The organism is Bacillus sp. DB-2, from assembly GCF_003315125.1.
In the GTDB taxonomy this organism is placed as follows: Bacteria; Bacillota; Bacilli; order Bacillales; family Bacillaceae_G; genus Bacillus_A; species Bacillus_A mycoides.
Window position 1 is genome coordinate 443,867 of record NZ_QNRN01000001.1, and the last position, 22,613, is coordinate 466,479.

24 protein-coding genes, 2 pseudogenes and 1 other annotated feature are annotated in these 22,613 nt (G+C 36.6%); of the genes and pseudogenes, 6 read left to right on the plus strand and 20 right to left on the minus strand.

Features of this window, described 5'->3' with window-relative positions; all coding sequences use genetic code 11:
- Positions 1 to 167: 167 nt before the first annotated feature.
- The 4 genes from DET63_RS02370 to DET63_RS02385 all read right to left on the minus strand — a co-directional run bounded on the left by DET63_RS02370 (position 168) and on the right by DET63_RS02385 (position 3,048).
- Positions 168 to 1,154: a class I SAM-dependent methyltransferase gene (locus DET63_RS02370; protein WP_113935735.1), complete on the minus strand. Its 987-nt coding sequence runs from the start codon at positions 1,152 to 1,154 to the stop codon at positions 168 to 170.
- 211 nt (positions 1,155 to 1,365) lie between these two features.
- Positions 1,366 to 1,866 carry a thiol peroxidase gene (tpx, locus tag DET63_RS02375; protein ID WP_002015549.1) on the minus strand — a complete coding sequence of 167 codons (501 nt, stop codon included), beginning with the start codon at positions 1,864 to 1,866 and terminating at the stop codon, positions 1,366 to 1,368.
- Positions 1,867 to 2,001: 135 nt separating this feature from the next.
- Positions 2,002 to 2,397, minus strand: coding sequence for a GerW family sporulation protein (gene ytfJ, locus DET63_RS02380; RefSeq protein ID WP_000350005.1), 396 nt, complete (start codon positions 2,395 to 2,397; stop codon positions 2,002 to 2,004).
- 12 nt (positions 2,398 to 2,409) lie between these two features.
- Entirely contained in the window at positions 2,410 to 3,048 is a 639-nt protein-coding gene (locus DET63_RS02385; RefSeq protein ID WP_113935736.1) for a DUF2953 domain-containing protein, read from the minus strand.
- A 205-nt stretch (positions 3,049 to 3,253) separates the two neighbouring features.
- Between DET63_RS02385 and DET63_RS02390 the strand changes: the two genes are divergently transcribed.
- Entirely contained in the window at positions 3,254 to 4,057 is an 804-nt protein-coding gene (locus DET63_RS02390; protein ID WP_002015552.1) for an NAD kinase, read from the plus strand.
- Positions 4,058 to 4,230: 173 nt separating this feature from the next.
- On the opposite strand, the gene DET63_RS02395 is transcribed toward DET63_RS02390, so the two are convergent.
- The 8 genes and pseudogenes from DET63_RS02395 to DET63_RS02430 all read right to left on the minus strand — a co-directional run.
- A complete protein-coding gene (locus DET63_RS02395) occupies positions 4,231 to 5,799 on the minus strand; it encodes an amidohydrolase (RefSeq protein ID WP_113935737.1) in 1,569 nt (522 codons plus the stop codon).
- Between the two features lie 87 nt (positions 5,800 to 5,886).
- A complete protein-coding gene (locus DET63_RS02400) occupies positions 5,887 to 6,318 on the minus strand; it encodes a VOC family protein (RefSeq protein WP_002129408.1) in 432 nt (143 codons plus the stop codon).
- A gap of 103 nt (positions 6,319 to 6,421) precedes the next feature.
- On the minus strand, positions 6,422 to 8,008 hold the full coding sequence (mbcS, locus tag DET63_RS02405) for an acyl-CoA synthetase MbcS (protein WP_113935738.1): 1,587 nt from the start codon (positions 8,006 to 8,008) through the stop codon (positions 6,422 to 6,424).
- 221 nt (positions 8,009 to 8,229) lie between these two features.
- Positions 8,230 to 8,424: an alpha/beta-type small acid-soluble spore protein gene (locus tag DET63_RS02410; RefSeq protein WP_000168891.1), complete on the minus strand. Its 195-nt coding sequence runs from the start codon at positions 8,422 to 8,424 to the stop codon at positions 8,230 to 8,232.
- A gap of 79 nt (positions 8,425 to 8,503) precedes the next feature.
- The gene (gene thiI / locus DET63_RS02415; RefSeq protein WP_002034334.1) at positions 8,504 to 9,718 is read right to left on the minus strand and encodes a tRNA uracil 4-sulfurtransferase ThiI; all 1,215 of its coding nucleotides are present in this window, start codon (positions 9,716 to 9,718) and stop codon (positions 8,504 to 8,506) included.
- 6 nt (positions 9,719 to 9,724) lie between these two features.
- On the minus strand, positions 9,725 to 10,867 hold the full coding sequence (locus tag DET63_RS02420) for a cysteine desulfurase family protein (protein ID WP_113935739.1): 1,143 nt from the start codon (positions 10,865 to 10,867) through the stop codon (positions 9,725 to 9,727).
- Between the two features lie 274 nt (positions 10,868 to 11,141).
- A complete protein-coding gene (ezrA, locus tag DET63_RS02425; protein ID WP_002129414.1) occupies positions 11,142 to 12,851 on the minus strand; it encodes a septation ring formation regulator EzrA in 1,710 nt (569 codons plus the stop codon).
- Between the two features lie 248 nt (positions 12,852 to 13,099).
- Positions 13,100 to 13,393: pseudogene (locus DET63_RS02430) on the minus strand (LysR family transcriptional regulator substrate-binding protein); the annotation flags it as partial.
- On the opposite strand from DET63_RS02430, the pseudogene DET63_RS31000 reads away from it, so the two are divergent.
- Positions 13,341 to 13,469, plus strand: a pseudogene (locus DET63_RS31000) (EamA family transporter); the annotation flags it as partial. The pseudogenes DET63_RS02430 and DET63_RS31000 sit on opposite strands and share 53 nt — an antisense overlap.
- A gap of 11 nt (positions 13,470 to 13,480) precedes the next feature.
- On the opposite strand, the gene refZ reads toward DET63_RS31000, so the two are convergent.
- On the minus strand, positions 13,481 to 14,119 hold the full coding sequence (gene refZ / locus DET63_RS02435; protein ID WP_002164973.1) for a forespore capture DNA-binding protein RefZ: 639 nt from the start codon (positions 14,117 to 14,119) through the stop codon (positions 13,481 to 13,483).
- A 147-nt stretch (positions 14,120 to 14,266) separates the two neighbouring features.
- On the opposite strand from refZ, the gene DET63_RS02440 reads away from it, so the two are divergent.
- Positions 14,267 to 14,746 (plus strand): GAF domain-containing protein, encoded by a 480-nt coding sequence (locus tag DET63_RS02440; RefSeq protein WP_113935740.1) that lies wholly within the window; start codon positions 14,267 to 14,269, stop codon positions 14,744 to 14,746.
- Positions 14,747 to 14,808: 62 nt separating this feature from the next.
- Here the strand turns inward: DET63_RS02440 and megL are convergent, their stop codons facing one another.
- Entirely contained in the window at positions 14,809 to 15,987 is a 1,179-nt protein-coding gene (gene megL, locus DET63_RS02445) for a methionine gamma-lyase (RefSeq protein ID WP_113935741.1), read from the minus strand.
- Positions 15,988 to 16,385: 398 nt separating this feature from the next.
- Here megL and rpsD point away from each other — a divergent pair, with 398 nt between their 5' ends.
- The gene (gene rpsD / locus DET63_RS02450) at positions 16,386 to 16,988 is read left to right on the plus strand and encodes a 30S ribosomal protein S4 (RefSeq protein ID WP_002015568.1); all 603 of its coding nucleotides are present in this window, start codon (positions 16,386 to 16,388) and stop codon (positions 16,986 to 16,988) included.
- Positions 16,989 to 17,232: 244 nt separating this feature from the next.
- Entirely contained in the window at positions 17,233 to 18,381 is a 1,149-nt protein-coding gene (locus DET63_RS02455; RefSeq protein ID WP_016092438.1) for a type I restriction endonuclease, read from the plus strand.
- An 87-nt stretch (positions 18,382 to 18,468) separates the two neighbouring features.
- Here DET63_RS02455 and DET63_RS02460 read toward each other — a convergent pair whose 3' ends face one another.
- Positions 18,469 to 18,597 carry a hypothetical protein gene (locus tag DET63_RS02460; RefSeq protein WP_002015573.1) on the minus strand — a complete coding sequence of 43 codons (129 nt, stop codon included), beginning with the start codon at positions 18,595 to 18,597 and terminating at the stop codon, positions 18,469 to 18,471.
- Between the two features lie 150 nt (positions 18,598 to 18,747).
- Here DET63_RS02460 and DET63_RS02465 point away from each other — a divergent pair, with 150 nt between their 5' ends.
- Positions 18,748 to 19,050: a YjdJ family protein gene (locus DET63_RS02465; protein ID WP_002138637.1), complete on the plus strand. Its 303-nt coding sequence runs from the start codon at positions 18,748 to 18,750 to the stop codon at positions 19,048 to 19,050.
- 78 nt (positions 19,051 to 19,128) lie between these two features.
- Here DET63_RS02465 and tyrS read toward each other — a convergent pair whose 3' ends face one another.
- The 5 genes from tyrS to DET63_RS02490 form a co-directional block, all read right to left on the minus strand.
- Entirely contained in the window at positions 19,129 to 20,385 is a 1,257-nt protein-coding gene (gene tyrS / locus DET63_RS02470) for a tyrosine--tRNA ligase (RefSeq protein WP_002015575.1), read from the minus strand.
- Between the two features lie 70 nt (positions 20,386 to 20,455).
- Positions 20,456 to 20,684 (minus strand) — a binding site (T-box leader).
- Positions 20,685 to 20,761: 77 nt separating this feature from the next.
- Positions 20,762 to 21,007, minus strand: a complete 246-nt coding sequence (locus tag DET63_RS02475) for a hypothetical protein (RefSeq protein ID WP_113935742.1) — start codon at positions 21,005 to 21,007, stop codon at positions 20,762 to 20,764.
- Positions 20,988 to 21,533 carry an RNA polymerase sigma factor gene (locus DET63_RS02480; protein WP_016102956.1) on the minus strand — a complete coding sequence of 182 codons (546 nt, stop codon included), beginning with the start codon at positions 21,531 to 21,533 and terminating at the stop codon, positions 20,988 to 20,990. Before DET63_RS02480 ends, DET63_RS02475 begins: the two co-directional genes overlap by 20 nt.
- Positions 21,514 to 21,969, minus strand: a complete 456-nt coding sequence (locus DET63_RS02485; protein ID WP_113935743.1) for a hypothetical protein — start codon at positions 21,967 to 21,969, stop codon at positions 21,514 to 21,516. Before DET63_RS02485 ends, DET63_RS02480 begins: the two co-directional genes overlap by 20 nt.
- Positions 21,970 to 22,035: 66 nt before the next feature.
- Positions 22,036 to 22,593: a maltose acetyltransferase domain-containing protein gene (locus DET63_RS02490; protein ID WP_113935744.1), complete on the minus strand. Its 558-nt coding sequence runs from the start codon at positions 22,591 to 22,593 to the stop codon at positions 22,036 to 22,038.
- Between the last annotated feature and the right edge of the window lie 20 nt (positions 22,594 to 22,613).

The following is a 22,613-nucleotide window of genomic DNA, read 5'->3' on the forward strand; positions in this document are numbered from 1 at the left end:
AAACATCGTCCGACATATATTTCAAGTGAAAAAATTGTAACACCAAGAAAAAAAATATATTACAGATTTCAAAAAAATTCAGTTAAATCTTGTATATATTAAAAAACATTACATATCCTATAAAACTGTACTACATTAATTACTAACCCTGTTACATATATATCGTATTATTTATGTGTTGCAAACCAAGTATTCAATTGATCCATAATGTTCTCCATAGCCTTCATGTTAGAGAATTTAGGTAATTCCACTAGTAGTGCCTGTTTCGGCATTGTTACACCTTGGCCTTTCTTTTGGAGAACAAATATACTTTTTGCATTTTTCTCGTTTTTAAACATGGAAACAGGAAGCTGTAATAATCCTTGAATAAAACATGTCTCTTTAATGAATGCATGTAGCTTTGGCGCTTGATCACTTTCAAAAATGAAGTTTGGTACTAAGAAGAATAAATACCCGCCTTCTTTCGTATGTTTCACACTTTGTTCAATAAATAAGTGATGTGCATATGACATTCCTTCATTTGTTTTTAATGTATATTCACTTGCAACAATTTCATTTGGATAATAACCAATTGGTAAATCTGAAACGACTGCATCAACTGGATCAATATAAAGTGGTGCTAGTCCATCTTGGTGGAAGAATTCGATTGCATGCTTTTGTAAATTTGCATTTACTAAAGCAAGTTTAATTAACACCTCATCCACTTCTACACCAAATCCACTCATTGTTAGTTCTTCTTTGGCGCTATTAAACAATGTAGTCATTAAGTTACCAGTTCCAATTGCAGGGTCTAAAACAGTAATTTCTTTTTGACCTTGCATAAATTTATGGAATAAGTAGCTCATGAACATTCCAACTGCATCTGGCGTCATTTCGTGATTCGCTTGTACGCCCTCTTTCATTCCTTTTAAAATGGCTAGCTGAAATGCTTTACGAATTTCTTCCCCTTTATATGTTTCTTCATTAAACGTACTATATTCACGATTCAACCTTTCAATTGTTGATTCGGATAATTCCTCTTGTAAAATCGCTCCTTCAAACAAGTTATCACCTGTTTCTACAAGCGCCTCTAAATATGTTACATCTAATTCTTTACGTAAAACTACCGTAGAAGAATCAAAAATAGAAAATAATGTTTCTACTGCCTGACTCACGTACATTCCTCCTTCTCTCTTTTACACATAACTTATATCATACCATAATCTAAATTTTTCCCAAAAGAAAAAGCGACCTCTTGCAAAGAGCTCCCCTTCAAGTTGTTTATGATGTAACGTCTTTTCTCATATATTGGTTCAGTTAACAATACATGAGAAAAGACGACCTCTTCTAAAGTAAAACTTTAATGAGAGGTCGTCTTCATTTACATTACTTCGCAGATTTAGCTGCTTCTAATGCTGCTTCATAGTTTGGATGGCTTGTACCTTCGCCTACGTATTCTGCGTAAACTACTTTGTCATTGCTATCTACTACGAATACTGCACGAGCAAGTAAACGAAGTTCTTTCATTACTAAGCCGTAAGCTTCACCGAATGAAAGGTCACGGTGATCAGAAAGTGTTACAACATTTTCTAAACCGTTTGCTGCACACCAGCGTTTTTGAGCGAATGGTAAATCAGCGCTAATTGTTAATACTTTCGCGTTTTCAATACCTGCTGCATCTTCGTTAAAACGACGAGTTTGTGCATCACATACACCTGTGTCGATTGAAGGTACAACACTAATTAATTTCACTTCACCTTTGTATGTTTCTAAACTTACTGGAGATAAGTCATTTGCTAATACTTGGAAGTTAGGCGCTTGATCGCCAACTTTAACTTCTGTTCCAACTAAAGTCATTGGGTTACCTTTAAAAGTTACATTTGCCACTTAAAAATCCTCCCTTATTTTAAACAAAATATGTACAATGTAAATGATAGTTTGTCCCTATCGATAATGCAAATAAAATCGCTTTATTTACAAAAAAATTAAAGAAGCTAATCCACTGATCAGCTTCTTTATTCGTTAAATTTGAAATTCAGGATCATCTTCTTTTCGTTTATCCATCATTTCTTTCACTTTATCAACAGCTTGTGGCGCTAATTCAATTATTTTATCGATGACGTGTGTTTGCTTATCTAAGTGTAATACTTTCACACCTTCTCCATTTATAACAAGAAAGGCAACAGGATTAATAGAAACTCCTCCACCACTTCCCCCGCCAAATGGATGACGGCCTGAATGTTCTACTTTACCAAATTCACTTCCACCAGCAGCAAATCCAAAACTGACTTTCGAAACTGTAAGAATTACACTTCCATCTGCCGCTTTAATTGGGTCACCAACAATTGTATTTACATCCGTCATTTGTTTCAAATGCTGCATTGCGGTTGTCATTAAACCTTGAATTGGATGGTCCATTCTATATCCCCCCTATGCTTGAACAGATTTTTCTGTCATACCAGATCTTTGCTTTCTCATAAACATGAGTAATTTTATCGCTGTTTTTACAGTACGGAATATACGAAAAGATGCTGTTAACTCGCATCTTGATGCAAATCCCTTTCCTTGAAAAACAGGAGTAATTTCAAATTCTGGTATGTCGACAATATGCATATATTGTCCTACAACTCCAGCAGCCATTCCTTTTGTCCCCCATGCATATCCAGTGACAATTCCAGTACTAGCCGCGTCGCCTGCTCCAATTTGCGTATGCCATTTCCAACCATTGATTTTCACTCTTTTGAGAAAATCTTTAACAATAGTATGAACGTCTTGAAGCTTTTTTATCAGTTCCCCTATACTATCGAGTTGTGCCATAATTTTATTATCTATTCCGCCGTCCTCTTCAGCTTTTTTAATTTTTTGTCCTGTCTTCTTCTGCTGTTTTTCAATTCTTTCCAATACATCAAACGTATATCGAATCATCCATATTTTCACTTGAAATAAACATTGTTTTTCCATTTCTGAATATAAAAACGTCACCTTAAGCGATATTTTCGATAATAGTATAAGCAAAATAAAAAGTAGAAGAATTATCATTCCAATTACGAGCCACTTCATTCGTACCATCCTTTCACTCCATACCCATTATCGACAAGTTTATTCATCATTAAACAGACTTTGATAAAATTGAATATAAAAATTTTTCTAAAAATAAAAAGGAATTTTGACAATTTATATCGAAATATACTATTTGAACATATCATCCAGAAACATACTCTGACGATATGTAGCACTAAGACTAGAAAATTTAACTGCAGTGGAGGGATACATAATGGCAAATCGTCGCAATTTATTTTTCTTTTATGGTGATGACAAAGTAACGCTCGTTGAAAAAATGAAACCAGTATATCGTATTTTAGAGGAGAATGGATTTACCATATTAGATCATCCAAAAAATGCAAACGCTATCGTCAGCGTTGGAGATGATGGAACTTTCTTACAAGCCGTTCGTAAAACTGGCTTTAGAGAAGATTGCTTATACGCAGGTATTTCTACGAAAGATGAAATTTCTTTCTACTGCGATTTCCACATCGATCACGTTGATACAGCCCTTCAAGAAATTACAAAAAACGAAATTGAAGTGCGAAAATATCCAACAATTAAAGTAGATGTAGATCACGGTACATCTTTCCATTGTTTAAATGAATTCACATTACGCTCTAGTATCATTAAAACATTTGTCGTAGATGTACACGTCGACAATTTACATTTCGAAACCTTTAGAGGTGATGGATTAGTTATCTCCACACCAACAGGAAGTACCGCTTACAATAAATCATTACATGGTGCAGTTGTCGATCCACTTATCCCATGTTTCCAAGTAAGCGAACTAGCATCTTTAAATAACAACACATACCGTACACTCGGATCACCGTTTCTTTTAAATCACGAGCGCACGTTAACTTTAACACTTAAACCAGATGGTAATGATTATCCTGTTATCGGCATGGATAACGAAGCACTTAGCATTAAGCAAGTGGAGAAAGCCGTTGTTCGTTTAAGCGATAAACAAATTAAAACTGTTAAATTAAAAAACAACTCTTTCTGGGAAAAAGTACAGAGAACATTTTTATAGTATTAAAATAACCGCAGAATTATGGGATTCCATAATTCTGCGGTCTTTTATTTCCCCCGATTGGTGTGGGCAGCCACCTCTTACTATGCAGTCGCCATTATTGTCAGCTTTTGTCAGTAAGTCGATATATTTTAATAATCGCTGATATATTTCAAGTTATGGTCGATATATTTTCACACGTCTTTTCTATAAACAATCTTCCCATCAATGACGGTCATTTCTGCCTGTACTTCTTTTATTTCTTCCGCCTCAATTTCAAAAACATTGCGGTCTAATATCGTAAAGTCTGCTTCATATCCTTTTGTAATTTGTCCTCGCTTTCCTTCTTTTCCAATTGCATACGCACTTCCTGTCGTAAATAAAGAGACAGCTTCATATACCGTTAATCTTTCTTCTGGCATATAGCATACACCATCAATAAAACTTCTACGTGTAACAGCACTATATATACCTAAAAACGGATTCACTTGTTCAATTGGAGCATCAGAGCCTCCATTACAGTGTAATCCTGCGTCCAGTAACGTCTTCCAAGCATACGCATAACGAAGACGATGGTCTCCTAGTTTTTCAATCACTGATGGAAAATCCGATGAAACAAAGACTGGTTGAATATCAATAATAGCTGGCAAGTGTTTCATTCTTTCAATCAACTCTTCACGAGCTAGCTGACAATGAATAATACGGTCACGTAATCCTTCTGCTGGTGGATGTAATTCAAGCGCATCAATGACATATTCAAGCGATAAATCACCAATTGTATGAATCGCAACTGGCATATGTAAATCTCGTGCTTTTTTCACTAAACCTGCAAGCTCTTCACGTGAGAAAATGGCAACTCCATTTGTTTCCTTCGCATCTTCATACGGTTCACTTAATAAAGCTGTTCTTCCGCCAAAAGAGCCGTCAGAAAAAATTTTCATCGCACCAAATTCAATATAGTGCTCATTTTCATATTCTTTTCGTTCATTCGCTACTTCATGGTGAACGAGTAAATGCGCTTTAAACCGCATTTCTTTTATAACGTGTGAAAACGCATTGTACGTTTTTTGAAAGCCGCCATAATAATTTAAGTCTTCCGTATGTCCGCCAACGAGTCCGTATTGCCAGCAGTCTGAAATCGCTGTTTGCAGAGCACTTTGCAAATACACTCCATCTATTTCGGGCTGAACATGTTTAATTAACTCTTGTCCTTGCTCATATAAAAGTCCTGTTAAATTATTTGACACATCACGGCCAATTTTCCCGCCCTTTGGATCTTGCGTCGCTTCTGTTATGTTCGCTTCTTGCAATATGTATGAATTCACCCATGTCACGTGACGACAAACACGCTTTAATAAAATCGGATGTTCTTTAGAGATTTCATCTAAATCACGTACATGAACTTGTTTTGTATCTGTAAAATTATTTTCATTCCATCCTTCTCCGATAATCCAAGATCCTTTTGGCGCTTCTTCTACGCGCTTCTGAACAAGAGTAAGCACTTCTTTATAAGATGTACAATTTGATAAATCTAGACGAAGTAACCTCTCCCCATGCCCAATAAGATGCATATGGCTATCAACAAGACCTGGAATCATCGTTTTCCCTTTTAAATCGTACAACTTCACCGCAGAATATCGGTTCTCTAACGCTTCTTTATTCCCCACATCAACAATGACGCCATCTTCGACGTAAACGGCTTCTACTTTTTCATTCTCTTCTCGCATTGTGTAAATGGTGCCGCCATACCAAATTTCTCCCATATGCCCATCCCCTTTTTCCTTTAGTCTACGAAATTAGTACGTATAAAAAAAGCACCATTTCGATTAAAAATGGTACTTTTCCAAAAATTAATTTTGTTCAGTAGGGTTCGTTGTAATTTGCCATTCAATGCTAAATTTATCTTTTAATTGTCCGTATGCTGGGCTCCAGAACGTTTCTTGAAGTGGCATAATAACTTCTCCACCTTCTTGTAACTTATCAAATACTTCTTTCGCTTTTTCTGCATTATTAATTTGAATTGCGATTGTTACTTGAGATCCGATTGCATGCCCTTGACCTGGGAATGTATCAGAAATCATAAGGTCCGTATTACCAACTTTTAAAGTAGCATGTAAAACGCGCTCTTTCGCTTCAGCTGGAATTGGGTATTCTGGATTTTCAGGCATGTCACCAAAAGTTTGCATTACTTCTACTTTTGCGTCTAACGCCTCTTTGTAAAACTGTACAGCTTCTTGCCCACTACCATCTAAAACTAAGTACGGATTAATACCTAAAATCATACGGACACCTCTTTTTTTAGTTTATAAAATCGAACTTGTGTTCGTTTTTTATAATATCATCGTTTTACATTTCATTCAACTATTTACTTCCCTATTTTCAAAATTATTTTGAAGGAAGCTCCATTTCTTGTTTTCTAAGTTCAATACGGCGAATTTTTCCGGAAATCGTTTTTGGTAGTTCATCTACAAATTCAATTTTGCGAGGGTATTTATATGGTGCAGTCAATTCTTTGACGTGTTGTTGGAGCACTGGAATTAATGTTTCTTCGTCCTTGTCTATATTCTCTCTTAATACGATAAATGCCTTCACGACACTTCCCCGAATTTCATCAGGGCTTGCAACAACCGCACATTCTCTTACGTAAGGATGTTTTACAAGCGCATCTTCTACTTCAAACGGGCCGATTGTATAGCCAGAGCTAATAATAATATCATCACCGCGCCCTTCAAACCAGAAATAGCCTTCTTCATCTTTTTTCGCTTTATCACCCGTAATATAATACTCACCACGGAATTGCATCGCTGTGCGCTCATCGTCTTTATAATATTGTTTAAAGAGTGCTGGTGTTTCAATGTGAACTGCAATATCACCAACTTCTCCTACCTGTACAGGAGTTCCTTCTTCATTTACGATATCAACATGATTTCCTGGCGTCGGTTTTCCCATTGATCCTGGTCTAATGTCCATCCCTTTCATTATTCCAACAAGCAGTGTATTTTCCGTTTGCCCATAGCCGTCTCTTACTGTAATATCGAAATGCCTTTGGAACGTTTCAATGACTTCCCTGTTTAACGGCTCACCTGCCGATACAGCGCTATGTAAAGCTTCTAAATCGTACTCACTTAAGTTTTCTACCTTTGCCATTAATCTATACTCAGTCGGTGTACAACAAAGTACATTCACCTTATTATCACCTAATAAATTTAAATATGTTTTTGGTTCAAATTTGCCGTTATATACAAATCCTGTTGCACCTGAACCGAGAGTCGCTACAAACGGGCTCCAAATCCATTTTTGCCAACCTGGACTAGCCGTTGCCCATACAACATCTTCTTCTTCGATTCCGAGCCAGTTCGGAGCGCTTGTACGTAAATGAGCGTATGCCCAGGCATGCGTATGAACAACTCCTTTTGGATTTCCTGTCGTCCCTGACGTATAAGATAAAAAGACCATATCTTCTTTATCCGTCTTCGCCATTTCTAACGTATCACTTTCCGTTTCTAATGCTGTTTTTAAATTCGTCCATCCATCTACTGATCGCTCGCTCAGGACGAATTTTTGAAGAGATTCCACCGCTTCTACGCCGTCAAATTGTCCAATATACGGTTCGTAACTTACGATAGCCTTTACTTCTCCGTGCCCAATACGATACTCGATATCTTTTTTACGCAACATTTCTGAGCTTGGAATAACGACAAATCCTGCTTTAATCGCAGCAATATACGTCATGTAAGCTTCAATTAAGCGCGGCATCATAATAAGGAGCTTGTCCCCTTTTTGTAAGCCACTTTTTATAAAAGCGTTTCCAATTCTATTCGCACCTTGCATTAATTCAAAATATGTAATCTCTCGTCTATTCCCTTTATCATCTTGCCAAATTAAAGCAAGCTTCTCTTTATCACTCGTATATTTCTCTATTTCCGAAACTAAATTATAAGACGGCGGCGCTAACAATTCCTCTCTCTTCATATAACATCCTCCTTTATTTCTATGCCTCCCTTATATAATAAAGAATTTTCAGTAAATTTTGAACCCTCTTCTTTTGACAATTTTTTTATATTTATGTCGAATTGATGTATGAATGTATAGCGACGATGTTTTTAACATAACGATTCATCGGCAAATAACGACGAAAACGACAAAAAGAAAGAGCGGGAGAACCCGCTCTTTCTAAGCCATCGTATATGGGATTATTTTTGGTAACCGCCTAATTGTTGCTCAGCTAGTGAAACTAGACGTTTAGTAATTTCGCCACCAACAGATCCGTTAGCGCGAGATGTTGCATCAGCTCCAAGTTGAACACCAAACTCTTGAGCGATTTCGTATTTCATTTGATCTAATGCTGCTTGAGCACCAGATACTGCTAATTTATTTGTGCTTGCCATGTTGTATCACCTCCTTGTGAGTATAGAGTGTGATAAACAACATGACTTCATGCACATTTGAATGTGGTAATTTATGGGTTTAGAAAAGTTCTTCGAATTTTTCTTCTTCAGCCACTACTTCTACTGTTTGTAATACCATTGTTTCTTTGTTCGCTACAGCCTCTTCAATTAACGGCGCGAAATCGTACTTCGCTTCAAAACGATTTGCTTTCTCACGCTTCGGTTTCGTCGATGGACTTGCTGGTGTAAACACTGTACAGCAGTCTTCATATGGACGAATTGAAATATCATACGTTCCAATTTCTTTTGCAATTTTAATAATTTCTAATTTATCCATCGTAATAAGCGGGCGAATAACAGGATAGTTTGTCACTTCGTTAATCGTATGCATACTATCTAACGTTTGGCTCGCTACTTGTCCAAGACTTTCACCAGTCGTAATTGCAAGTGCATTACGCTCCTCTGCAATACGCTCTGTAATACGCATCATCATACGACGCATAACTGTCATAGAATAGCTAGATGGAATTTCTTTATTAATCGTTTTTTGCACTTCAGTAAATGGAACAAGATGAAGTGTTACACGTTTACAGTATTGCGTTAACTCTTGTGCTAAATCGATTACTTTTTGTTTCGCGCGCTCGCTTGTGAAAGGTGGGCTATGGAAGTGAACTGCTTCCACAGATACGCCGCGTTTCATCGTTAAGTACGTTGCTACCGGGCTATCGATACCACCAGAAAGAAGTACCATTACTTTTCCGCCAACGCCAACTGGTAAACCGCCAGCTCCCATGTGCTCACCACACATAATATAGCTGTAACCACTGCGAATTTCTATACGTACATTCACATCTGGATTATGAACATCTACTGTGATATCCTCTGTATTTTCTAAAATGTGCCCACCGATTTCTGGAAGTAACTCCATCGTCTTCATTGGGAAGCGCTTATCAGAGCGGTGCACTGTAATTTTAAATGTTTTCACATCACCTTTTACTTGTAAGAAAGCTGCTAATGCACCTTTTTTAATATCTTCTAATTCTGATGGTACTTTCATTGCTAAGTTAAACTTATGAATACCAAATACATCTTTCAATCTTTCAGAAATTGCTTCATGGTCTTCACCATTTAACTGAATGTACATACGATCATGTGTTGCATCAATTTTAATGTTTGGGAATTTTTTTAATTTGAATTTCACATTATCTTTTAACGTACTTACAAACTTAGAACGGTTCTTTCCTTTTGTCGTCATTTCTCCATAACGAACTAAAATATATTCATATGTCATCATATTTCTTTACCTCATCACTTCATATAATTTTGGCATCGTCTCTTTAACAATACCTTCAAATTGTTTTACTTCTTCCATCGTGTTGTCTGGTGCTAGACTAATGCGAATCGCACTTGTAGCTGCGGCGTGCGGTACTCCCATTGCCACTAGTACTCTGCTCACTTCATTTGCTTTTGAAGAACAAGCAGACTTCGTCGATACATATACACCATGCTCTTCTAAAGCATGAACGACTACTTCTGGTTTTAAACCGACAAATGATACATTTAAAATGTGCGGTGCCGCATATTCAAGTGATGTATTAATCGTTACAGTTTCCATCTCTTTAAAGAAACGGACCAGCTCTGTTTGTAAATTTTGCAAATGAACTATCTTTTCTTTCACTTGTTCCATCGTCATACGAAGTGCTTTCACCATCGCTACAATACCAGGTAAATTTTCTGTACCTGAACGATACTTGAGCTCTTGTTGACCACCTGATAAGATTGGATCTAATCTTACACCATCACGTACGTAAAGAAGACCTGTCCCCTTTACGCTATGAAATTTATGTCCAGATATTGAACAAAGGTCAATATGAGAAGCGTATAAATCAAGTGGTACTTTTCCTATCCCTTGTACATGGTCCACGTGGAATCTTATTTTCGGATAGTTCGTTAATAATGCTCCAATTTCAGTAACGGGCTGAATCGCTCCAGTCTCGTTGTTCACGTGAATAATTGACACAAGAATCGTATCTTCACGAAGTGCTCGTTTTACATCTTCTACCGATACAACACCGTGCTCGTTAACCGGTAAATACGTTACATCAAAACCGAGATCTTCTAATTGTTTATATGCTTCAAACACAGACGCGTGTTCAATATTTGTTGTAATGATATGTTTGCCGCGCGAACGATTCCTCATCGCTATCCCTTTAATCGCAAGGTTATTCCCTTCCGTTCCACCTGATGTGAAAATAATTTCAGCAGGTTTAACGTGAAGGAGCTGTGCCGCAATCGTTCTCGATTGTGTTAATAGACGCTCTGCCTCTCCTCCAAGCGAATGAATAGAAGAAGGATTACCAAAATATTTCCCTGCAACCGTTACGTACGATTGAAGCGCTTCTGGATATGGCTTCGTCGTCGCACTATTATCAAAATAGATCATCGTTCTTCCCCTTTCAGCGCTATCACATCATATAATCATATCACAAATACGTGTAATTACGCTAAGACTACTCAAAGGTTCCGTTTTTATATAAAAGTGTACATTTTCCCCGGCCATTTGCAGGCATACTGAGTGGTGAAGATTAATAATCAGTGGTGGATGAAACCCCATCACTTATGGTTTCACTTTATTTTGAAACGAACAACCTTACTGTATTCCGCTATTCATTATAGCAACATCGACTTCAAAATTACACAAAAAAACAAACCCTTTATTAAAGGGTTTGCTCATTGTCTACATATTCAGCTATTTTTTGAACAACACCAGGTTCAAGTTGCTCTAATATAGAAGCCGCTTGTTCTAAAGCTGCATCGTATTGATATTCACGGAATAATTTCTCCGCATAATTTAAGCTTTCTGCAAGATTCTCATCATGACTGCGGTATCGGTTACCGTATTGAATTAGTTTTTCAACTAAATAAGCTTGTCCAATTAATTCTTCTGTCATTTCAGATACACCATTCACAACTGTGTATGCTTCTTCTAAACTGCTATTTACAGTATTCATATTTAACGGCTTTACTTCTAATTGCTCATATACAGCTTGCATCGCCATTTGCCCTTTTTGTAAATCTTCCATAATACTCTCTGGAAGACCTGGTAAATTCGACTTTTGCATAAAACGTTTCGTCTCAAAAATTGTATTTCGCATTTCTTGTAACTTCTCACGTGCTTCAAATTCTTCTTTGCGCATCGTTTGCAGCATTTCTTTATATTCTGCATGAAGTACTTTTAAAGTTTCACATTGCTCATAAACCTCTTCTAGTTCCTCACGAATGATAGAGAATGCAATATCTTGTTCAGCAACGCGTATTTGTAACACTTCAAAACGTTTCATTAAAATATGCATTTGCTTTTCAATTACTTTTTGTGACTCAATATCTTTGTCTTGTAATTGATAACTTTGTTTCACAAGTTGTGTTTCTATTTTCGTTTCAATTGTTTCTGTACGAATTTCTTCTAAATCTTCATAAACAGACAGTGTTTTTTGCTCCACATAATGTTTCGCATGCACTTCTTGTTCAAGTTGATCATAAAAACTGTCTAAACGAGTTTTTAAGTTCTCTACTTTTTCTGCTGCTTCTGTTATATGAAGTTCCTGTATATCCATTAAACATGTGTGTAGTTGTGTCGTCATATCGCGGACTTCTTTAGGGATTTCCAAATACTCTAATACATAGCCTTGTCTTATCATATCATCATGACCTTGTAATAAATCTTCCAGCTGAACTGGTAATGTCGCTTGACACTCTACCAATAAATCCGGAATTTGATGAATAACGATTTCTAAACTTGCTAAACCTTCTTCTAAACTAATAACAATTTCTCTCGCTTTTAAATAATCACCATTATCTGTTGCCTCTTCAAAAGTTTTGAACTTCTCGGATTCAACATCTAACATCTCTTCAATTTTTTGCTCAGCTGCTCCATACATGTGTCGATGAGCAAGAACGCTCTTTTTCATACTACGATATGTATCACGTAACCCTTCAATTTCCGCGCTATTTTTCTCATGGCTTTCTAACAGTTGCTGTAATTCATTTAAAATGTCTGTAATACGATTATCAGCGTCATCTAAACCACTTATGGATTCTTTCATCGCATGCTTTGCTTTGCGGAAGGAGAATTGCGAGGCGAATTTTCGCGCTTGCCCTAAATCTTTTTCAGCTTTCGGAAGAGTTGTTGATACAATTTCATCCCACTCTTCACGCCATTTACCAAACAGCTCTTCTGTTTGACCTGTCATATTTAAATCTTTTACCCGCTTTAGTTCATCTGCCACAGGTTTATCTTTTATCTCTTGTTTCCACTGCTCCAGTGCTTCAATATCTTTATATGAACGATTTCTTATCACAAGCTCTATCATGAGCAGCACTAGAATAGAGCTTACTACAATGATAACGATCGTCAGGATAGAATCCATGCAAAAAAGCCTCCTAGTTATATCTCTTTTTTTGTCCGTTCCGTTTATGAAATGGAAGGCATTATGTATAAAAAGGGAATTCCCCTATATTTAACAACTAACAATGTTCTAATCATACCATGTAATGACGTGTTTTTGACCTAGTTTTTTTAAAAATTTCATGTTTCTTTACATGTGATTGTAATATTTCTTAATATTCCATTTATTCCATTATCCGTCCTCAAATAAATGCAATAAAGGTAAGGCTTTTACGGGCAGTTAATGCAGGATAACGAGCTCTCTTTCATACGAGAGACGAAATAAATCTTTCGCATTAGTGGTGGTTCTACAGAAATCGTACGTACGTTACCTTGCATTACGGCTTACTGTAAAGCGGTTTCCGGAAGCAATGTTATACCAAGTCCAGCCCCTACCATCGCAATCATCGGTTCTGCATAAGATGTTTCAACCGCAATTATTGGTTTCGCGCCCATACATTGAAACACATTCATAATCATTTTCCTTACATCACATATTTCTGGGTATACAATTAGCTGTTCATTAACAATTATTGCGCTAGTATGCAACAATTTATGGCAAAGAAAACAACATATAAAAATCCCCACCTCAGTTCGTTAGGTGGGGATTTTTCACATATGAACAGCTCTTGGTAGTTCATAATACATACTCGCTTTATATAATGTTCGTTCCATCCATTGCTCAATTTCCTTCGTATACATTTCTAAGAAAAACGTCTCAGACGGAAATGAGTGTAGCACCTCAGATATATATTGTGGATATAAAAACGGCATATTCATCATGCCTTTTAATTGTGTCATAAACATTGTAAAAGATACCTTTTTAAATTCTTGATTCATTTGTCCTTGTTTAATGATTTGCTCTATATAATATCTTTCTCTAGAAAAATAAACGGTCATCACTTCACGAATTAATGTCGTATCAAGCGAAAGCTCTCTATAAAAAAAACGTGTCAGTTCTCTATTATCAAATTGATATCGTAAAATCCCGCGCACCATTTGCACCATCACATCTTTAGCCGATAAATATTCTCTCTGTTCAAATGACGTTTCAATTACGTGAATATATCCTTCTAAAAAATCAGTAATAAGCTGTTCTAATAACCCTTGCTTTCCAGCAAAATAATATGAAATATTCGCTACATTCACATCCGCTCGCTTTGCAATTTCTCGCACTGATGTCCCGTCATAACCTTTCGTATTAAACAACGATATTGCCGCATCAATTACTTTTTGTTTCGTCTGTTTCATGCGCTCACTTCCTCTCAATGAACAGCTATAGTCTAAATTTCTTGACTTTTAAGACAAATTCCTTTAATTTTCTATCGACAAAGTCATGTGAAATACATCGTATTTTGCTAATATTTTACACATCTCGATAAAAAGGGAGTTGTTTCCATGTTTACAAAAGAAAGTTATGCAGGTTCTCGCGTGCAGCAATACGAGACAGTAATTAAACAACTGGATGCATTATTAACTGGCGAACCGAACTTAGTCGCAAACTTATCAAATGCGTCCGCACTATTAAATCAATTTTTAGATCACGTTAATTGGGTTGGCTTTTATGTAACAGAAGGAAATCAGCTTGTTCTTGGACCTTTCCAAGGAATGCCCGCTTGCGTGCGTATTCCGTTCGGACGAGGCGTTTGCGGCGTTGCAGCTGAAACAAAAACGACGCAGCTTGTAGCAGACGTTCACCAATTCCCAGGACATATCGCTTGCGATAGTGCTTCGAATTCAGAAATCGTTGTACCGATCGTGAAAGAAGGAACTGTCATTGGTGTACTTGATATTGATAGCCCTGAAAAAAATCGTTTTGATGAAGTAGATCAGCGCTATTTAGAAAAGTTTGTGGAAACACTCCTAAAACATATTTAAAAAAGAAAAGAGCGAGTTATCGATTGAGTACATCACGTACGAAACCGATAGCTCACTCTTTTTTATTGATTACTAACAGTAGATATTTTCTTTAGTGCCTGCTCTAAATCAGAAACGATATCCTCCCATGATTCTAAACCGACAGATAAACGTATTAAATTATCGTAAATACCCATTTCTTGTCTTAGCTCAGCTGGAATCGCAGCGTGCGTCATCGTTGCCGGATGCTGAATTAACGTTTCTGTATCACCTAAACTTACGGCAATTGTAATAAAATGCAGGTCATTGATAAACGACTGTGTTTCCTCTTTCACGCCTTTAATTGAAAAAGAAATAACGCCCCCACCTCGTTTCATTTGCCGAGATGCTAGTTCTCCCTCCGGATACCAAACACCTTCTACTGCTTCATGATTTTTCAAAAACGATACAATTTTTTCTGCATTATCACAATGACGATCCATTCTTACTGCTAATGTTTTTAATCCACGTAACAATAACCACGCGTCAAACGGTGCCATAATACCTCCGATATCTTTTCGCATCGGACGGATTTTGTCAGCTAACGTTTTCGTTCTACAAATTGTTACACCCGCTACAACATCCCCGTGACCACCAATATATTTTGTCGCACTGTGAACGACGGCGTCACAACCAAGCTCAAGAGGTCTTTGTAAATAAGGTGAACAAAACGTATTATCGACAATAACAAGCAAGTCATTTCGCTTCGCTACCCCGATCACCTTTTCTAAATCAATTAATTTCATCGTTGGATTAATCGGTGTTTCAACGAAAATGAGCTTTGTATTTGGACGAATTTTATTTTCAATACCAGTCTCTGTCTCCATATCACAAAACGAATGAGTAATCATAAATTTCTCTTCTAATACTTCTAAAAAACCGTAAGTACATCCATATAATCCATTTGAACAAATAATATGATCTCCAGCCTTTAGAAAACCGATTAACGTTGCTGAAATGGCTGCCATACCTGAACCGAACGCCAGCGCTTCCTCTCCACCTTCTAAAACAGCCATACGTTCTTCAAATAATTTCACAGTTGGATTCCCAAGCCTTGAATAAATATAAGATGGATCTTCTCCCGCAAAACTCGCTTCTCCTTGCTGTGCTGTCTCAAACGTAAATGTAGAAGTTTGAAATAAAGGTGGTGTTAAACTTCCTTTATGTTCCTCTGATGTATAACCGTGATGAATTAACGCTGTCTCCATATGCTTCTTTTTCATAAAAACATCCCCCTTATGTCTTTATTGCCACATATCCACCAGGAAAAAACTGATGAACGTTTTTACCACATTTTATGTAAGCGTTTTATTTGTGTTTCTATCTTTTCTTTTATATTGTTTTAAATTCCTTCTTGTTAATTTCCAAAATTTATCTGCATAAAACCAAAAGGGAGTCTCTTGACGAAACTGTAAGTAAAAGATATAATAGCGTTTGTGTAAAATAAAAAGGCAGCCTTGTAATGTGAGTTTATCGTTTGTATTTTGTTCCTCTGCGGAGGTGTATCTCGTAACTCCCTGCTGCTGGAGCGAAGGTACATGAAAACAAAATACCCGTAAATATCGATTACGTCTGTTTTTATTTTACGAAAATAAAAACATTTTTAAAGGAGGAGTCAACTATGGCTCGTTATACAGGTCCAGCATGGAAACTGTCTCGTCGTCTTGGAATCTCTCTAAGCGGCACAGGAAAAGAATTAGAAAAACGCCCTTACGCACCAGGTCCTCACGGCCCTAACCAACGTAAGAAACTTTCAGAATACGGTTTACAATTACAAGAGAAACAAAAACTTCGTCACATGTACGGCATGACTGAACGTCAATTCCGTCGCACATTTGACCAAGCAGGTAAAATGCCTGGTAAGCACGGCGAAAACTTCATGATCCTTCTTGAAGCTCGTCTTGACAACTTAGTTTACCGCATGGGCTTAGCTCGCACTCGTCGTGCAGCTCGCCAATTAGTAAACCACGGTCACATCACGGTTGATGGCGCTCGCGTAGATATCCCATCTTACCGCGTTAAACCTAACCAAACTATCAGCGTTCGCGAAAAATCTAACAGCCTTGTTGTTGTTAAAGAAGCGATCGAAGTTAACAACTTCGTACCAGAATACTTAACTTTCGATGCTGATAAGTTAGAAGCTACTTACACTCGTCACGCTGAGCGTTCTGAGTTAGCAGCTGAAATCAACGAAGCATTAATCGTAGAGTTCTACTCTCGTTAATGACAAAAAGCCAATCCTCTGGATTGGCTTTTTTCAATTCTCACCATAATTTTTTATATCCCACGTAACACAAAAGTCCCAATACTCTATACTCCCCTCTAAAACAAATATTTTTTATTTAATCAAATTCAAACAAAAAGAATAACCTTCCTATTTTCATACAGAACTCCTGTTATATTATGAAATTTCGCAGAATAACAATAATATTAAGGCTTTTTAAACTTTATAACGAGGAGACGTTGATATGGAATTCAGAAATGACATAAACAAAATAGCTAACCAAATTTTAGAACGAAAAGAGTACATAACTAATGAAGAAATGACCAAGCAATCATTAATTATTCCTTTTCTTCAAAAGCTAGGTTATGACGTTTTTAGCCCTTTAGAAGTTAGACCTGAGTATATTGCAGATTTTGGAACTAAAAAGGGAGAAAAAGTCGATTATGCGGTTTTCAAAAATGGAGTTCCAATTATTTTAATTGAGGCAAAATCTGTAACAGAAAATCTCCTTAAACACGATGCGCAACTATCTAGGTATTTCAATGCCTTACCTGATGTCAAAGTAGGGGTACTAACTAATGGTGTAGAATACAAGTTTTATACCGATTTAACAAATGACAATGTGATGGATGAAAAACCTTTCTTCACATTCAGAATGGATAATTTAACCAATTTAGATATTGAAACAATTGAAACTTTTACAAAAGAAAATTTTGAAGCTGAAGAAATCGTAAAATATGCCGAAGAGCTTATTTATATGACCAATTTAAACTCTACAATTAAAGAATTATTTAAAAACCCTTCAGATGACTTCCTTCGTTTTCTAATTAAAGACTTTAGCTCAACTAGAATTACAAATAACGTTTTAGAACGATTTCGACCAATTGTTAAAAAAGCAATTAATCGAACACTATTAGAAATAATCAGTGATGGTTTAACACCAAAAGAAACAAAAACATCGGAGAAAATAGAAACAAGCCTAGTTGCAGCCGCTTCTACCGAAATAATTGAAGATATTAGCAAAGAAGACAAAACAGATAGAGTTTTCACTACCGAAGATGAACTGACTGCCTTTAACATTGTTAAAGAGATATTAACTGAAAATCAAAGAAACATCAGCGACCTTAAATATAAAGATACCATTAGTTATTTTTGCATCATGAATCGTGTAATCACAAAATGGTTTATACGTCTCTTCCTCGATGGAGAAGCAAAATCCTTAGTGGTAAGATTAGATTTAGAAGCTACTAAGCAGCTATGCTCTAATTTCGTGGTTGAACAAGCCCCAAAATCACAGGGAGTGAGTAGAATTTTCATTGATAATGTTAATGATTTAAAAGATTTGGAACCACTTATTATTTCTTGCTATGATCAAATTTTAGCTAATGTTTAAAAGAGAGAAATTCCCATTCTTTTTCCAAACCCCTGACAAAAAGCCAATCCTCTGGATTGGCTTTTTTCGTTTATATATAAAATAAAATTATTTATTTTCCTCTTTTTGAACATATACATAAGCATCTTTCTGCTCTTTATGTACATCAACCTTCGTGCTCTCTGCAAGCTGACCAGCGTTTAGCAAAGAAAAAATAATGAGCGCTTCTAGTGACATTTTGTTTTACCACTCCTTTCTATTTGTTATACATTTATCATACCGCTTACATGTGATTTCCGTATGAACTCGAAAAGGAGATTACAACAAAAAGGTTACAGGAATACGAATGCACGCTATAATAACCATTAAATAGGAGGTTGTTTCATTTTGACAATAAATCAAATGGTTCAATTGGGTAGTGCCTGTATGCTTTTTATTACTTCAGCACTTATGAGTTGGTATCAAGGGAGTAATTTAATAGATAATCCTGATGAATGGAAATATAGCGCTAAGTTTACGAATTATTTTAAAGGGTACGTTTCACATTATGACGATATTTATCAAATCGATTTCTTTATATATGCGGCAAAATTTTATCCCGGGGCATTTGTCGTTATGCTAATTAGCTTACTTTACATGCTCGTATTAATTCTTCATATTCTATTTAAAAGAAATCATGAGGCAATTTAAATGCATACATAAAAACCCCGAACGATAGACTTTTCAGCCTACCATTCGGGGTACTATTTGTTTTAAATTCGTTTCTGATTAGTAACGAATTAAGAAATATTTCTTCTTACCGCGACGAATGATTGTAAATTTACCTTCGATGCGGTCGTTTTCTGTTACAACGTAGTCTAACGCTTGTGTACGCTCACCGTTTACGTAGATTGCACCATTCGTTACATCTTCACGTGCTTGACGTTTAGATGGTGAAATTTTACTTTCTACAAGTAAGTCGATTAATACTGTATCTTCTGCAGTACGTTCTACAGATGGTACGTCTTTGAATCCTTGCTCGATTTCGCTTGCAGTAAGTTCTGCTACAGAGCCACTGAATAATGCAGCTGAAATTTTAATTGCTTGCTCTAACGCTTCTTCGCCGTGAACAAGTTTTGTCATTTCAGATCCTAATGATTTTTGTGCTGCACGTTTTTCTGGTGCTTCAGTTACTTGCTTCTCAAGCTCAAGAATTTCTTCATGAGATAAGAATGTGAAGTATTTTAAGTATTTAACTACATCGCGGTCATCTGTATTGATCCAGAATTGGTAGAACTCGTAAGGAGTTGTTTTCTCTGGGTCTAACCAAATTGCGCCGCCCTCTGTTTTACCAAACTTCGTACCATCAGATTTTGTAACTAGCGGAATTGTTAAACCGAATGCTTTCGCATCTTCTTCTGATTTACGGATTAATTCAAGACCCGCTGTAATGTTACCCCATTGGTCACTACCACCAATTTGCAAGCGGCAATTATGGTTTTGGTATAAGTTTAAAAAGTCGTATGATTGTAAAATCATATAACTAAACTCAGTGAATGAAATACCAGTATCTAAACGAGATGCTACTGTATCTTTTGCTAACATATAGTTTAAACCGAAGTTTTTACCGATATCGCGTAAGAATGAAATTACATCTAAGTTACCAAGCCAATCATAGTTATTAGCCATTGTTGCTGGGTTGTCCACGTTTTCGAACTCTAAGAAGTTTGAAAGTTGGTTTTTAATGCTTTCTGTGTAGTAAGCAACTGTATCTTTCGTATTTAATGTACGTTCAGCTTTTTTACCACTTGGGTCACCGATCATACCAGTACCACCGCCAACAAGTGCGATTGGTTGGTGACCAGCTAATTGGAAACGACGTAACATTAATACTGGTAACATATGACCGATGTGTAAGCTATCCGCTGTCGGATCGAAACCACAGTATAATTTAACGCTTTCTTTTTCTAATAATTGCTCAAGTCCCTCAGCATCTGTTTGCTGATTAATTAGACCGCGAAATTCAAGATCTTGTAAAATACCCATATCCTACATACTCTCCTTTAAGTTCATTACTGGCGTGAAGGTTGAAAACATAAAAAAATCGCCCCTTTAAATAAGGGACGATTTTGATCATCGCGTTACCACCCTAGTTGCAGACAAAAAAAGCCTACCACCTTATTTACATAACGGCTTAGCACCGTCTTTTCCCTTTTGAATACAATTCAATCGAAAAAAGATGCTCTAGGGGCGTAATTCGCGATCATCTATGTGCTGATTTTCACCGACCATCAGCTCTCTATAACAGGGAAATGATCACTACTTCTCCCTTTCCACGCTCAATTATTCATATACTTTTCTTTATACCATCATTTATATAAGCATGTCAAATAGAGGTGGGAGTTCTTTCCCTACCAATCCTTTACAAAGTCGCAATGAATATCGTAAGAAGAGAAAGAACTGGAACCCCAACTAATAACGATACATGAAACACAACCGATAAATCATTTCCAATCGTTGCCTCCACAGGATCTTTCGCTGGAGAACCAAGAAATCCGATTAATCGATCGAAGCGACTTACCGTTTTTGGAAAATCCGGTATTTCTACATGGTCACTATCTAAATGCTGTTTTAATTTATATTCACTCTTAAAGGGATTTTCGCTCAATTTCATCCACCTCCAGCAATTGTTTCAGTTTCTTTATCCCGTTATGGAGTCTCGACTTCACTGTTCCAATGGGAATGTTTAATATCTCTGCAATTTCTTTTTGCTGCATATCATGATAATAAGAAAGAATAAGGACAGCCCGCTGTTCTTCCGGAACTTTCAAAATTGCCGCTCTTACCGTGAGCCGGTCTTCGATAGAAAATTCTTTTTCCTGAATCGGCACTAAAAACGGCAAAAGCGTACGCCACTTTTTTCTTCTATTTAATTTATTAATCATAAGACGATAACCAATTTGAAATAAATACGTTTTTATTTTACCTTTTTCAGGTTCATACATATGTTTCTTTCGTTCTAATGTCAAAAATGTATCTTGCACGAGATCGATACTTAATTGTTCATCTCGGTTAAATCGATATAAAAATGTGTATAGCGCTGGTTTGATCAAAACATATAGTTTTTCTCCTGCCTGCTTATCTCCACTTTGATACGCAAGCATGAGCTCTTCCTCAATCCCAATCTGCGCCATGATTTTTGATCTCCTTTATTCCTTTTAACGTTAATGAAATGCGGGAAATTAAATAGCAACTTGCGACAATAATCCATACTTGCGATTGATTCGTAAAAAATTGAACATACGGGTTTTGTATTGTATGACCGGTTGAAACTAACAAGTTTAATGCTTGCACACATATGCACGCATACACTGCCAGACAAGCCGAAATTGTATCAAATACATTCCAGCGAAAATACACTTTTGTTTTTGTAAAATCAATTTTATATCCATTTTTCCGTACTATATGTTTTCTATCAAACGGAATAATGATTGAAAACATAACAATCATCATGACACCGGCTGTAATCATTGATACTTTAAATCCGATTGGCATCGGTAATAGCAAACCACAAGAAAATACGACGATAATTCCAATTACAGCAAAAGTAAGAAGTAACTTATTAGACATATAAATGCCTCCCTCATCTATTCTTTCATAAATGCATACAGACGAGGAAGGCACTTCGTTCAAATATTATTTTATTTTTTTAATAATCTTCGCAGGATTCCCGCCAACTACTACATTGTCCGGCACATCTTTCGTTACAACAGCGCCAGATGCGATCACCGCATTATCTCCAATCGTTACACCTGGATTAATAATCGCTCTTCCGCCAATCCATACGTTATCGCCAATTGTAACTGCTTTTCCATATTCTGATCCGCTTATACGCTCTACCGGGTCAAGCGGGTGCGTTGCTGTATAAATGTGAACACCTGGAGCTAACATACAGTTCACTCCGATTGTCACCGGACACACGTCTAAAATTGTACAATCAAAGTTTGCGTAAAAGTTTTCACCAACGTGAATGTTATAACCGTAATCACATCTAAAAGAAGATTCAAGATGAATGTTATCTCCAGTCGTTCCGAATAATTCTTTTACGATTGCACTACGTTCTTCTAGTTTTACTTCTGGTGTTTCATTGAATTTTCTCGTTAATATACGAGCTTGCTCCCTCCCTTGAACTAAAACGGGATCAGCCGGTATGTACATCTCGCCTTGTATCATCTTTTCTTTTTCTGTTTTCATTTCCTTCTCCCCTTCCAACA

Bases quoted from the DNA above. Each gene is read 5' to 3' on its own strand.
- rpsD (WP_002015568.1), top strand. From the start codon at position 16,386: ATGGCTCGTTATACAGGTCCAGCATGGAAACTGTCTCGTCGTCTTGGA.
- DET63_RS02440 (WP_113935740.1), top strand. From the start codon at position 14,267: ATGTTTACAAAAGAAAGTTATGCAGGTTCTCGCGTGCAGCAATACGAG.
- DET63_RS02455 (WP_016092438.1), top strand. From the start codon at position 17,233: ATGGAATTCAGAAATGACATAAACAAAATAGCTAACCAAATTTTAGAA.
- DET63_RS02480 (WP_016102956.1), bottom strand. From the start codon at position 21,533: ATGGCGCAGATTGGGATTGAGGAAGAGCTCATGCTTGCGTATCAAAGT.
- refZ (WP_002164973.1), bottom strand. From the start codon at position 14,119: ATGAAACAGACGAAACAAAAAGTAATTGATGCGGCAATATCGTTGTTT.
- DET63_RS02385 (WP_113935736.1), bottom strand. From the start codon at position 3,048: ATGGTACGAATGAAGTGGCTCGTAATTGGAATGATAATTCTTCTACTT.
- megL (WP_113935741.1), bottom strand. From the start codon at position 15,987: ATGAAAAAGAAGCATATGGAGACAGCGTTAATTCATCACGGTTATACA.
- DET63_RS02420 (WP_113935739.1), bottom strand. From the start codon at position 10,867: ATGATCTATTTTGATAATAGTGCGACGACGAAGCCATATCCAGAAGCG.
- mbcS (WP_113935738.1), bottom strand. From the start codon at position 8,008: ATGAAGAGAGAGGAATTGTTAGCGCCGCCGTCTTATAATTTAGTTTCG.
- DET63_RS02460 (WP_002015573.1), bottom strand. From the start codon at position 18,597: ATGTCACTAGAAGCGCTCATTATTTTTTCTTTGCTAAACGCTGGTCAG.
- thiI (WP_002034334.1), bottom strand. From the start codon at position 9,718: ATGATGACATATGAATATATTTTAGTTCGTTATGGAGAAATGACGACA.
- ezrA (WP_002129414.1), bottom strand. From the start codon at position 12,851: ATGGATTCTATCCTGACGATCGTTATCATTGTAGTAAGCTCTATTCTA.
- DET63_RS02400 (WP_002129408.1), bottom strand. From the start codon at position 6,318: ATGATTTTAGGTATTAATCCGTACTTAGTTTTAGATGGTAGTGGGCAA.
- DET63_RS02395 (WP_113935737.1), bottom strand. From the start codon at position 5,799: ATGGGAGAAATTTGGTATGGCGGCACCATTTACACAATGCGAGAAGAG.
- DET63_RS02390 (WP_002015552.1), top strand. From the start codon at position 3,254: ATGGCAAATCGTCGCAATTTATTTTTCTTTTATGGTGATGACAAAGTA.
- DET63_RS02490 (WP_113935744.1), bottom strand. From the start codon at position 22,593: ATGAAAACAGAAAAAGAAAAGATGATACAAGGCGAGATGTACATACCG.
- tyrS (WP_002015575.1), bottom strand. From the start codon at position 20,385: ATGGGTATTTTACAAGATCTTGAATTTCGCGGTCTAATTAATCAGCAA.
- DET63_RS02410 (WP_000168891.1), bottom strand. From the start codon at position 8,424: ATGGCAAGCACAAATAAATTAGCAGTATCTGGTGCTCAAGCAGCATTA.
- ytfJ (WP_000350005.1), bottom strand. From the start codon at position 2,397: ATGGACCATCCAATTCAAGGTTTAATGACAACCGCAATGCAGCATTTG.
- DET63_RS02485 (WP_113935743.1), bottom strand. From the start codon at position 21,969: ATGTCTAATAAGTTACTTCTTACTTTTGCTGTAATTGGAATTATCGTC.